A 12,506-nucleotide genomic window follows, 5' to 3' on the forward strand; every position below is an offset into this window, starting at 1 on the left:
CGCCTGGGCATCTCGCTTCGGCTTTTTTATGTTGTTTCCCTTCCGCATCGGAAGGTCGCAATCTGTCATTTTCTTTCGCTCCGGACATCGCGTCCCTCGCTGTTTCCCTTGGTTGGGACTGCAAAGGTAGGAACCTTTTTCGAAACCGCAAAATCTTTTTTAAAATAATTTTCGAGGCCCTTTTTTCGGCGGTTTCGGTCGTGCCGGTCGCGGCCCTTCCTCATCCCTTTTCCTTCCCGTGTTTCAGTGGCCGTGGGGCCGTCCCTCCCTTGCGGAGTGGTGCAAAGATAGGGACAAAATACGTTCACTTCCAAGGGGGAGGCCAAAGTATTTTTACCGCCGCCAGCTAACTCGCTGTAGCATTGCCAGATAATTTTTCCAAAAGGCGGGGAAATACCGCCAAAAGGGGGCAACCGGGAGGCTTCCCGGGCCATTCCATGGTCTTGGCCCATCCTCCCATCCCCTTGATCCCGGTCCAACACCCTCCCCTTTCCACCTGACCTCATTCGACCCACATTCCGAAAATTCGCAAAGCAAGCGACCAAATCCCCTGTGCGCCCTCGGGTACGCTCCGGCCGGTTTACCTGTTCTCTCCGGACCATTCCCGAACAAGCCCCGAACGAGTCCCGAAGGAAACCTCCAAAAAAACACCTCAAATCAATCCATGATATAGGTACGGAGTACAGGTTTATTTGGCCTTCCTCTTTTTCGAGACTTTGGCCAGGGGATTATAATCTAGGCAGGTATTCAGCCAGAACTCAAAATCTTCTTTGTTTTTATAGCCTTCTGGATCAACATAACAATAACCATCGAGCAGCTTACCGCGCATGACCATCGGCTGCACGCCACGTCTTTTGTTATACTCTTCTGTTTTTTGGGGGTCGAAACGGCACATCAATTGGTCATCTCCCACATTGATGCACATTTTGCCATCGACTAAAAAAGCAATTCCACTGAACATTGCCTTCTCTTCAACTTCTAATGAGGTGTGTTCAGCAAGATATGCCCGGACCGAGTCAGCTAATCTTTCATCGTATGCCATATATATTATATAAGGGTAAAGCTGTCATGCAAAGAACCAATCCATCCTTCCTTAGCATTTCAGTAGGTATTTAGCATTACTTTTATTATCATTCATTGCCTCGAAAGCCTGAACGGCAGCTTGAAGGGAATATTCCTCAATACCGTTTACCTTGATAATACCTTTACTGACCTGTTCCAGTATCCTTTCAAGTTCCTTTGGATTAGGTCCTGAATTCAGCATGTGCGCATGGACCTGATATTCCTTAATCAAGGCGGCATCTGGTTCCTGAACTAGGCTAACGATCGTTGCATTCTTCTTTAATAAGGGAATCAATTTCTCCTGATCTTTCCCACCAACCATATCGAGGACCAGATCAAAGGCAGGTAGGTCATTAAGGTAACCTTCATCCTTATAATCCAGGTAATGATCAGCGCCCAGGTCGAGTACATCAAACTTATACCGGGAAGAGCCGACCGCATAGACGGTTGCGTTTTTCTGTTTGGCAAACTGTACGGCGAAGGAGCCGACATTTCCAGATGCACCTACGATCAGCACTTTTTGATCCGCAACTAATTTGCCAGCATCGAACAACCCATGCCAAGCGGCGAGAGCCGAAACGGGACAGGCAGCTGCCAAGGACATCGACATTCCAGTAGGCACCCTACATATCTCGTCGGCCTTGACCACAAACTCCTCGGCAAATGCTCCGCCATATTTCTTAGGATTACCACAGACCAAGTCGCCCTTCTCCCATCCATTGAGGTCATCAGCCAGCTCCACAACCTCTCCGGCGAACTCCGCGCCGGGGATAAAGGGAAATTTTAACTGCGGCATGGGAATGGTTTTGTCAAGGACCTTGAGGTCGAAAGGAATTACCCCAGCAAAGCTTACTTTAATTTTCAGGGTGCCCGATTTTAATTCCGGAGCAGTTACATCGCTGTACTCCCCTTTGGATAAGCTTCCGAATTCATTATATACTATAGCTTTCATATCATTAAATAAGATAAAAGGATGGCGACTATTGTTTTCAATTTAACATTTTTGATTTAAAAAACCAGATAAAAACGAATTTTAAAGGCTAGTTATCAATTAATTATGGTATTTAAATGTTAAATATTTCTTAAAATATTTGGATTATACGAAACGCTTCGTACATTTGAATACGAAAACATTCGTAGATACTAACAATCATCGTATGAAACCAACAGAAAGCGAAATGGAAATATTGCAAGTCCTTTGGAACAAGGGGCAAAGCAGTGTAAGGGACGTATTTGAAACCTTGGACAAAAAAGATGTGGGCTATACAACAATCCTGAAATTGATGCAGATCATGCACGACAAAGGGATGGTGACTCGAGACACCAGTTCAAAGACCCATCTATACAAAGCGAAATTGGTGAAGGAGGAAATCCAGGAAAAGATGTTGGACAGGATGATCGATTCGGTTTACAATGGATCGACCGCAAGACTTGTCATGCAGGCACTGGGAAATGAAAGGGCCAGCAAAGAAGAGCTTGACGAAATCAAAGCATTTTTAAAGAAACTTGAACAAAACTAGCCATGGAAAATCTAACACTCAATATAGGCAATGCATTAGGCTGGAGCATTCTGCATTCTATATGGCAAGCTGCAATTTGGTATATTATATATAGTATATATACACTTTCAAAATCAAACATCAGTGCCAAAGCGAAACATAACGCAGCATTAGGCACCCAGGTATCTATATTTATCAGCTTTATTGCGACTTTTATCTACTTCTTCCAAAACAGCAGTCAATTCATCGACCTAAGGACCTTAAATCCGGAAGACCTGAAAAACATTATGGCCAACATACAACAGGATGGCTTTAGATTAGAAAGTCTATTACCTTATGTCGTGGCAGGATACATTTTTGGATTTATTGTTCAATTAATTTTGCTGACCAATAGCTTGATCCAATTGAAGAGGTTAAAATATAAAGGTCTGGACTCCATTCCGGAATCATGGACTAACCTATATTACCAAGCAAAAAAGAAACTTGATATCAGACAGTCCGTTGGGATCTATCTTTCCAATAAGATCAGCGTACCGATAACCTTGGGTCATCTGAGACCGTTTATCCTTTTCCCCATTGCTTATGCCAATAAAATGGAGCTGGCACAGGTGGAAGCTATCTTATTGCACGAACTGGCCCATGTAAAACGCCAGGATTATCTGTTCAACCTATTGAAGGTCGGTATTGAAACGGTCATGTTCTTCAATCCATTTATCTGGGCCCTATCCAAAGTACTGGAAAGAGAAAGGGAACATGCATGTGATGACATGGTCGTAGAACATGTATCCACCCCTATTTCCTATGCCCAGGCATTGGTTGAGTTGGAAGAGTTGCGCATGAGCATGAATCCAAGTTTAACCTTGGCAGCTACCGGGAACAAAAATCATTTATTGAACCGAATTAAAAGAATCACCAAAATGGAAACTAATTATAAAAACGTAAGGCCGCAATTATTGGCTGTATTGCTTAGCGGTTTGGCAATACTAACCTTAGCGTTGGTTATCCCAACGAATGAGGCAAAGGCAGAGGAAATAAAGGATGATTGGAGTTGGACCGATCAATCGACTGATGTGATCATCGATACGGTAAAACCGCTAAGCCCGCAACCGGCACAGAAACCAGTTGTACCAGCCAAGGTAAAATCGGAGCTGGTCTATCAAGGGAACGTGATCCGGGACACCAATGAACTGCCTTTAGATGTCCGCAATACCATCAGGTCTGTACAGGAACAGGGCAAAAAGATCCAAGAATATTACAGTTCACCGGAATGGAAAGACCAGGTAAAAAATATTGAAGAGCAAAGTAAAAAGGTAAGTGCCTATTTTGAAAGCCCAGAATGGAAACAGCAGATGGCTAAAATTGAAAAGGAATCTGCCAAGGTAAAGGAACATTTCAATTCCCCAGAATGGAAGAGACAGATGGCCAATATCGAAAAGGAATCCAGCAAAGTGAATGAATATTTCAATTCTCCGGAGTGGAAAAAACAGATGGAAAGCATTCAAAAAGAGTCTGCCAATGTTTCGAAATACTTTGAAAGTGAGGATTGGAAGAGACAGATGGCCAACATAGAAAAGGAATCTGCCAAGTTGAAAGACCATTTCAATTCAGCTGAATGGAAAGGACAGATACAAAAATTACAGGAGGACGGCAAGAAGATCCAAGAGTATTTCAACAGCCCTGAATGGAAAGAAAAAACCAAACAGTGGAAAGAGCTGCAGGATTCAGAAGAATTCAAAGAGATCAACAAAAAATACCAGAAAGAACTCGAGGAGTTGAAAGCTAAAAAAGGACTTTCCAAAATTTAATATAGAAATCATTGTTTCGTTGTTTAGTTTAATAGGCCTCGCTCGAGGCCTTTTTTTATTTAATTTAGAGAATTTCATATTTTATGTATTATTGCAGACGGATGTAAACGGAATGGAATGGAATTGATTTATTACATTGATTTATTGGGGACCATGGTATTTGCCATTTCAGGTGCAATGGCCGCAAACCGATATGGGATCGATATTTTTGGTGCCACCTTTATGGGCTTTGTTACAGCAATTGGGGGCGGTTCGTTGCGCGATGTCTTCCTGAATATCCGGCCAGTCTGGGTAGAAGATGGAAATTATCTCATTGCCATCTTTGTAGGGGTCTTTATTTCCATTCTGTTCAACAAACATCTGGACAGTTTTGCCCGCACTTTGTTCCTATTTGACGCTTTAGGGATCGGTTTCTTTACGGTGGTAGGGGTTGAAAAATCTTTGGCCTATGAGAGCAGTGCGATGGCAGCGGTGATGCTGGGGATGTTTTCAGCCTGTATGGGCGGAGTGATCCGTGACGTGCTGATGAATGTCACCCCGCTGATATTGAGGAAGGAGATATATGCTTCGGCCTGCTTGGCGGGCGCCATAACCTATGTGCTGCTCACCTTTGTCCCGCTACACCAAAATTTGAACGCCTTTATCAGCGCAACGGTCGTGTTCGGCATCCGTTTCCTTTCGGTTCGTTACAATCTTTCCTTACCAACGGTTCGGCCCATAAATTAATTTGTTAAGAAAAGCTATATTTTTAGTCCATTTATATTAAATCATTATTTATTCCGTTTAATTCAAATACCGAATAAATAATCATTCATGAGGATAAAGAAACCATTGCTAGTTATCTTTTTGGGCTTAGGTCTATTGACTTCTTGCACAAAAGACGAAGGCTTTACACCGGAACCTGATCAAGATTTTAGACAGGAGATGCGAAAATTTGTGATGGGGCTGAGTAAATATGCGAAACAAACGAGGCCTGAATTTCTGATCATACCGCAGAATGGAATTGAATTGGTCTCCCAAAGCGGAGAGCCTACTGGACCTGCGGCCAATGATTACCTTGCGGCGATTGACGGCAATGGACAAGAAGATCTATTCTTTGGTTATGACCAAGATGACCGGGCAACTGATCCGGCGGAAACCAATAGGCTGATCAAATATTTAAATATCTCAAAACAAGCTGGCAACAGCATTTTGGTCAGCGATTATTGCTCTACAGCAAAAAACATCAGCAATTCCTATTCTTGGAACCGGGAGAATGGCTTTATTTCCTTTGCGGCAACAGAACGGGAATTAAATATTATCCCAAAAATCGCTGTACAGGAGGAGAACAAACTGAACATCAAAAATCTTTCAGAAGCCAAAAACTTCCTCTATCTCATCAATCCGAATGGTTTTACTTCCAAGCAAGCGTTTATTCAGGCCGTAACGGCAACCAACTATGATGTACTGATCATGGATCTGTACTTTACGGATGGACAGAAATTCAATAATCAGGAAATTGCACAGCTCAGGAAAAAGGCAAACGGCGGGAGTCGCTTATTGATCTCCTATATGTCCATTGGGGAAGCAGAAGATTACCGACCCTATTGGGATGCGTCTTGGCAAAAGAACCGGCCAAGTTGGATCGTTGCAGAAAACCCGGACTGGAAGGGGAATTTTAAGGTGAAATATTGGGATAAGGAATGGCAGTCCATCATCTATGGAAATGATAAGAGCTATCTGAGAAATATATTGGATGCTGGATTTGATGGGGCATACCTGGATATCATCGATGCCTTTCACTATTTTGAGGACCTGCAATAACCTATTAAAAGAAAAGCCAGATCTGGATCTGGCTTTTCTTTTATCTTTTCTTTTTCATTTGCGGAAAGGACATTTTGTAAGAAACTCTTATCTGTCCTTTTGAAATAGAATCTAATTTACCCTTTAACATGGCTTTTTTCAAAGGCCCCAGTTTGTCGATAAATAGTTTTCCTTCGATATGATCATATTCATGCTGAACAACACGGGCAGCCAAACCAGTCAACTCCTCTTCCTGTTCTTCAAAGTTTTCATCTAAATAATTGATGACAACGTCTTTCTTTCTCAATACTTCCTCATTGATATGCGGAATACTTAAACATCCTTCAGAGAATGGCCATTTCTCACCACTTTCTTCCACCAGGATGGGGTTGATGAAAACACGTTTAAAATCCTTTGCCGTTGGGTCACCCGGTCCGTCTTCATCATCTTCGCCAAAAGGAGTGGCATCAATGACAAACAATCGGATTGGCAAACCAATTTGCGGAGCTGCAAGGCCTACACCATTTGCTGCATACATGGTTTCAAACATATTATCTATCAATTGTTTTAATTCTGGATAATCCTCATCGATCTCTTCCGTTCTCTGACGCAAAACCGGATCTCCATATGCTACTATTGGTAATTTCATCTGTTATTGTTTACGGTACAAAGGTATTAATAATTTAGCACAGCTAGCATATTGAATGATTTGCCTTATTTTTGCAAGATGGAAAATCCAGCTACCAACAAGCTACTAGGCTATATTCAACAGGAGTTAGATCCTGATTCACATCAGGAAGAGCTGGAACATTATTCGAAACTCATCTGCCCTTCCCTATCCTTTGACATTTATGTCTACAAAAAGTTTATGGAAATACCGAGCACTTCGATGAAGAAATATATCCTGATTTCATTGGGACAGTTGGAGCAGGAGGATTCCAAAATACAGCACAGACTGAAAGTACTGGCCGGAAAGGCCAAAAAGCTACACGCACGGTCGACCGTGGTTGCGCGATTGGACAAAAACCAAAGTATGTCCTTTCTGGAGGAGCATCATTTGCAGGCGCCCTTGCCGGGCAAATATAGATACGGTCTTTTCTATGAAGGTGAGTTGGTTTCCATAGCGGTATTTAGCGGCGGACGCCGGATGAAGGACAAACCAGAGGATTATCGTTCGTTTGAACTGTTACGTTTTTGCCATAAATCTGACCAGCTCATTATCGGGGGGCTCTCCAAATTGATCCAAGCCTTTATCAAGGATTTCCATCCAGGCGATATCATGACCTATGTGGACAAGGATTGGTCCCAGGACTCATCGCTCAAGACCATTGGCTTCCAGGAAATGGGATCCCGAGAAGGTGCGAGATTTTGGATTGCCGAGCAGCAGCAGCATCTGATAGAAAGTGAGGAGCAGTTGTTGGAAATGGCTGAGAACCATCCCAATGGTTATCTATCCCAGAATTCAGGAAGCATTAAATTAGTATTGGCTGTTTAAAAACAGCTTTATTTTATTATATTTATTGCTTAATCAATCGAAATTTATTCCTTATGAAACGAAAACTTCGCATGGGCATGGTCGGTGGTGGAAACGATGCCTTTATAGGAGCTGTACACCGAATTGCTGCCTTTATGGATGGCAAAATAGAATTAGTATGTGGTACATTCAGTATAAATAGAGAGATTTCTTTACAATCGGGCGAGGACTTATTTGTTCCTGAAGAAAGAGTCTATTTGACGTACCAAGAAATGATCGAGAAGGAATCACAGCTTCCAGAAGGAGAGCGCATGGACTTCGTGACGATCGTAACACCGAACTTTTTGCACTTTGAACCAGCAAAGCTTGCTTTGGAAAATGGTTTTGATGTTGTAGTTGAGAAACCTATGACCTTAAACCTAGAAGAAGCATTGGAATTGCAGGCGATTGTGGAACGTACAGGCCGTACACTATGTTTGACGCATACTTATTCTGGCTACCCAATGGTAAAACAGGCTAAGGCTATGGTTAAAGATGGTCACTTTGGCAAGATCCGCAAAGTATTGGTTGAATACCCTCAAGGCTGGTTAAGCCGTTTGACGGAGCGCGAAGGAAATGCTGGCGCAGCATGGCGTACAGACCCGAAACGTTCTGGAAAATCTTTGGCCATGGGTGATATCGGTACACACGTAGCCCACTTGGCTGAATATGTGACTGGACTTAGGATCACGGAGGTTTGTGCTGATTTAACTTCATTTGTCGAAGGCCGCCAATTGGATGATGACGGTTCGGTATTGTTGCACTTCACCGAAGGTGCTAAAGGGGTGTTGACGGCTTCGCAGATCTGCGCTGGAGAGGAAAATGCAGTAAGAATGCGAATTTATGGCGAAAAAGGTGGTTTTGAATGGGCAAATGAAGACCCTAACAACCTGATCGTGAAAATGTTGGATCAGCCGAGACAGTATTACCGTACTGGAAATGCCTATGCAGCACCATATACCTTGAGTTCATTTGCAACTCATAACACTAGAATTCCAGCGGGTCACCCTGAGGGATTATTGGAATCGTTTGCCAATATCTACCGTAATTTTGCCGCAACTGTAGCGGCTAAAAAGGACGGTAAAACCCCTACTCCGGAGCAATTGGATTTCCCGAATGTAAACGATGGAGTTCGCGGTATGGCATTTATTGATACCGTTGTAGCTAGCAACGCAAGTAATGAAAAATGGACCAAGTTCGTGATATAACCCATATTCAAGAACTTATTGAATCTATACATCAGGCGGAAGAGTTTCTTTCGCCTGATTTTCTTTTGATCATTTTAGGGCCTACGGCCTCCGGAAAGACCAAATTGGCAGTCAAACTAGCCCAAGCCATGAACGGAGAGATCATTTCTGCCGATTCCAGGCAAGTTTACAGGCAGTTGAACATCGGTACGGGAAAGGACCTGATCGAATACCAAGATATCCCCTACCATCTTATCGATATTGTTGATCCACATGAGCATTATAATGTGGATTTGTTCAGGAAGGCCTTTCAACAAGCATTTGTAGAAATCCGAAGTCGAAAAAAACTTCCCATCCTTTGTGGAGGTACCGGTTCATATATACAGAGTTTATTGCAAGAGCAGCCCTATAGTCAGATCCCTAAGGATAAAGACCTGCAAAATGAGCTTTCCCTATTGCCAAAAGAGATTCTCATAGCGAGGATAAAGGAATATAGCATTCCTGAAGATTTCAATATAGACTGGAACAGCCATAAGCGATTGGTCAGGGCCCTGGAAATATTGATCTACCTGAAAGACCATCCTAAGCCGGAAGTGGAAGTTAATACCGTTAAGGATTTTTTGATCCTAGGGCTATCGCCCGATCGAGAAACAAGGAGAGCAAGGATAGATCAACGCCTGGAAACCAGGATGGAGGAAGGTTTGTTGGCTGAAGTTGAAGGTCTATCGGCCCAAGGGATCAGCCATGAACAATTGCAATGGTTTGGACTGGAGTATAAATATGCTTCTTTGCATTTGCAGGGTGAATTGACCATGGAGGAATTCAAGGAAAAGCTAAGGACAGAGATCCATCGGTTTGCGAAGCGGCAGATGACCTACTTTAGGAAAATGGAGAAAGATGGACTGAAGATCCATTGGATAGACCTGCTATAAAGTAAAAAAGCTGGTTGCGGAATGCAACCAGCTTTTTTTACAATTTTATTTCTTCGTCTTTGGAGTTAAAGAAGTGGAATTCGGTCAAATGATATGAGCTCATTTCCTTCACTTTAATCCATTTCCAATATTTTAGAAACCATTTCATTCTTCTGGAGATAAAACCAGATTTGATGTAGGCAGCGATATAAGGGTGTACACAAAGGGTAACCCCTACTTCGTTCTGTTCCTGAAGAATAAAACTCAAATTGTTTTCAATATCATCCAATAAAACGATACTGGATCTAATTTCGCCGGTTCCGTCACAAGCAGGACACTTTTCATTGGTCACAATGCTCATTTCAGGTCTGACTCTTTGCCTAGTGATCTGGACTAATCCGAATTTACTAGGAGGGAGAATGGTATGACGTGCCCTGTCGCTGGCCATACATTCCTTCAAGAAACCATACAGTTCTTTCCGGTTGGAGGCTTTGTGCATATCGATAAAATCGATGACGACGATGCCGCCCATATCCCTCAGCCTAAGCTGACGGGCAATTTCTTTTGCTGCTTCCTTGTTTACAAGGAGCGCGTTATCTTCTTGATTTTCTTTGTTGGCAATCCTGTTTCCGCTATTGACGTCGATGACGTGGAGTGCTTCGGTGTGTTCAATCACCAGGTAGGCACCACCTTGCAGGTTTACAGTTTTGCCGAACGACGCCTTAATTTGCTTTTCTACTCCGAAATGGTCGAAGATAGGTTCTTTTCCTTTATAGAATTTGACTATCTTTTCCAGATCCGGAGAGATCTCTTGAATATATGATTTTACTTCCTCGTAGATTTCATTATCATTAACATAGATATGAGTAAATTCATCGGTGAGGATATCACGCAGGATGGTGGACGCTCTGTCCAACTCACCCAGTACTTTCTGAGGGGGTTCAGCTGTTTTAAGGCGTTTGGTAAACAATTCCCATTTGGAGATCAGGTCAAGAAGGTCTTTTTGGAGTTCATCAACTCCCTTACCTTCGGATACCGTACGGATAATGACGCCGAAATTTGCAGGTTTAATGCTCTCTACAATTTTCTTGAGTCTATTTCTCTCGGCACTGCCTTTGATCTTTTTGGAAATGGAAACCGAACTTGAAAATGGTACCAGGACGACGAATCGACCAGCGATGGATAAGTCGGAACTTAACCTTGGTCCTTTAGTCGAGATAGGTTCTTTCGCTATCTGTACTGGCAATAACATGTTACGGCTTAAAACATCAGATATTTTTCCAGCCTTGTCAATGTCCTTTTCAAGCTTCAAACTATTGAGCAGTTTCTCTTGATAACTGCCATTCTTTACTACCCTTGTTAATTTGATCAAGGATTGTACTTGAGGCCCTAAGTCGAGGTAATGCAGGAAAGCGTCTTTTTCGTAGCCTACATCTACGAATGCGGCATTCAGTCCGGGCATGATTTTCTTTACTCTCCCTAAGTAAATATCACCCACGGCATAATGATTGCCAGCTTGTTCCCTGTTTAGTTCAACTAGTTGTTTGTCCTGTAGTAAAGCAATAGTCACCCCCTTATCGGGGACTGAATCGATAATTAATTCCTTTACCAACAGCTACTTAATTAAGGACAGTTGTGGACTCGCTCCACAACGAATGTTGTCCGGTTAAACATAAAACCGTTTAATGAAAAAAAACAATCTATGATGATGGATAATCGATCATAGATTGTATCACATGATTTATAAGGCTAATGCCCTATAACTATTTTTTCTTGTGTCTATTTTTTCTTAAACGTTTTTTACGTTTGTGAGTAGCCATTTTGTGTCTTTTTCTTTTTTTTCCGCTTGGCATAGCTTTAATGTTTTTAAATGATTTTAAAAAAAATTGTTAATTACTTACTTAGTTCTTCAACCCTGCGATCGATGAACTGGGAGAGACTAGGATCGGCAGCCAGTTCTTTGCTCTTTTGGAAAGCAGCAATAGCTTCGTTCTTCATCCCTATATTTTCATAGCCTGTTGCCAAATAAAAATATGCTTCGGCATCAGGTTTTTGTTCAATTACAATTTTGAAACGATCGATTGCTCGGTCGAATTGACGAGACTGTAATGAGAACAAACCTAAGGTTTTGTTAGCCTCCAGGTTTTTTGGATCAGCTTGAACAACTTCTCTCAAGATAGCAATACCAGCCATCGGGTTGTTGGTTCCAGTAACCATTGCAGCCCCTAATCCTGTTTTTGCATCTAAGCTCGAGCCGTTTAAATCTACAGCTTTTTGATAAACTTCAATAGCTTTCTGGTTTAAGGCACTTGCTAGGACGGTATCTTGAAGATTAGTATATCCTTTACGGAAATTGTCTCCAGATTTCAAGTAGAACTCAAATTTAGGGTCAATCTTAGCCATTTCCTCATAGATATAAGCTTGAGGAGCAGGTTTTTCCACGTCGTTCCATTTATCAGCAAGTTGCTGATAGATTTTCACGCGTTCGGAACCTTCTGCTTTATTGGCTTTTGCCTCTAGATCTGTGATTTCATTGACAATAGCTGGGTTCAATCCACGCTTAGCCGCTTCAGATACAGAACTCAGATTAAACTGAGATGCAGCAGCTTCAGCTTGAGAAGTTGTAGCTGCTGCATTTTTTTCTTCTTCATCTACCAAGCCCTTCACAGGTTTAAACAATAGGAATCCAATAACAAGGACTACTGCTGCTACAACGATGATCTGGATTTGCTTGGTGTTTTTCATGA

At 42.3% G+C, this 12,506-nt stretch carries 12 protein-coding genes; 7 read left to right on the forward strand and 5 right to left on the reverse strand.

Annotated features, from left to right (window positions below; all coding sequences use genetic code 11):
- Positions 1-688: 688 nt before the first annotated feature.
- Positions 689-1,042, reverse strand: a complete 354-nt coding sequence (locus ACWIB3_RS16610; RefSeq protein ID WP_454292172.1) for a TfoX/Sxy family protein — start codon at positions 1,040-1,042, stop codon at positions 689-691.
- A 51-nt stretch (positions 1,043-1,093) separates the two neighbouring features.
- Positions 1,094-2,014, reverse strand: a complete 921-nt coding sequence (locus ACWIB3_RS16615; RefSeq protein ID WP_454292173.1) for an NADP-dependent oxidoreductase — start codon at positions 2,012-2,014, stop codon at positions 1,094-1,096.
- 205 nt (positions 2,015-2,219) lie between these two features.
- Between ACWIB3_RS16615 and ACWIB3_RS16620 the strand changes: the two genes are divergently transcribed.
- From ACWIB3_RS16620 to ACWIB3_RS16635, 4 genes are all read left to right on the forward strand, one after another.
- A complete protein-coding gene (locus ACWIB3_RS16620; RefSeq protein ID WP_185212655.1) occupies positions 2,220-2,582 on the forward strand; it encodes a BlaI/MecI/CopY family transcriptional regulator in 363 nt (120 codons plus the stop codon).
- A 2-nt stretch (positions 2,583-2,584) separates the two neighbouring features.
- Positions 2,585-4,366 carry a M56 family metallopeptidase gene (locus ACWIB3_RS16625; RefSeq protein ID WP_454292174.1) on the forward strand — a complete coding sequence of 594 codons (1,782 nt, stop codon included), beginning with the start codon at positions 2,585-2,587 and terminating at the stop codon, positions 4,364-4,366.
- Between the two features lie 117 nt (positions 4,367-4,483).
- A complete protein-coding gene (locus ACWIB3_RS16630) occupies positions 4,484-5,092 on the forward strand; it encodes a trimeric intracellular cation channel family protein (protein WP_185212657.1) in 609 nt (202 codons plus the stop codon).
- An 87-nt stretch (positions 5,093-5,179) separates the two neighbouring features.
- Entirely contained in the window at positions 5,180-6,169 is a 990-nt protein-coding gene (locus ACWIB3_RS16635) for an endo alpha-1,4 polygalactosaminidase (protein WP_454292175.1), read from the forward strand.
- A gap of 40 nt (positions 6,170-6,209) precedes the next feature.
- Here the strand turns inward: ACWIB3_RS16635 and def are convergent, their stop codons facing one another.
- On the reverse strand, positions 6,210-6,797 hold the full coding sequence (gene def / locus ACWIB3_RS16640; RefSeq protein ID WP_185212659.1) for a peptide deformylase: 588 nt from the start codon (positions 6,795-6,797) through the stop codon (positions 6,210-6,212).
- Positions 6,798-6,875: 78 nt separating this feature from the next.
- On the opposite strand from def, the gene ACWIB3_RS16645 reads away from it, so the two are divergent.
- Genes ACWIB3_RS16645 through miaA form a run of 3 tightly spaced genes read left to right on the forward strand, consistent with a single transcriptional unit; the run spans position 6,876 to position 9,780 of the window.
- Positions 6,876-7,643 (forward strand): hypothetical protein, encoded by a 768-nt coding sequence (locus tag ACWIB3_RS16645; RefSeq protein ID WP_454292176.1) that lies wholly within the window; start codon positions 6,876-6,878, stop codon positions 7,641-7,643.
- A gap of 53 nt (positions 7,644-7,696) precedes the next feature.
- Positions 7,697-8,869 (forward strand): Gfo/Idh/MocA family protein, encoded by a 1,173-nt coding sequence (locus tag ACWIB3_RS16650; protein ID WP_185212661.1) that lies wholly within the window; start codon positions 7,697-7,699, stop codon positions 8,867-8,869.
- Entirely contained in the window at positions 8,848-9,780 is a 933-nt protein-coding gene (miaA, locus tag ACWIB3_RS16655; RefSeq protein WP_454292177.1) for a tRNA (adenosine(37)-N6)-dimethylallyltransferase MiaA, read from the forward strand. The genes ACWIB3_RS16650 and miaA overlap by 22 nt, the downstream gene beginning before the upstream one ends.
- Before the next feature lie 37 nt (positions 9,781-9,817).
- Here the strand turns inward: miaA and ACWIB3_RS16660 are convergent, their stop codons facing one another.
- Positions 9,818-11,371, reverse strand: coding sequence for an Rne/Rng family ribonuclease (locus ACWIB3_RS16660; RefSeq protein ID WP_185212663.1), 1,554 nt, complete (start codon positions 11,369-11,371; stop codon positions 9,818-9,820).
- A gap of 281 nt (positions 11,372-11,652) precedes the next feature.
- Entirely contained in the window at positions 11,653-12,504 is an 852-nt protein-coding gene (locus ACWIB3_RS16665; RefSeq protein WP_454292178.1) for a tetratricopeptide repeat protein, read from the reverse strand.
- Positions 12,505-12,506 lie beyond the last annotated feature (2 nt).

The sequence above is a fragment of the Sphingobacterium sp. NPDC055431 genome, assembly GCF_053644255.1.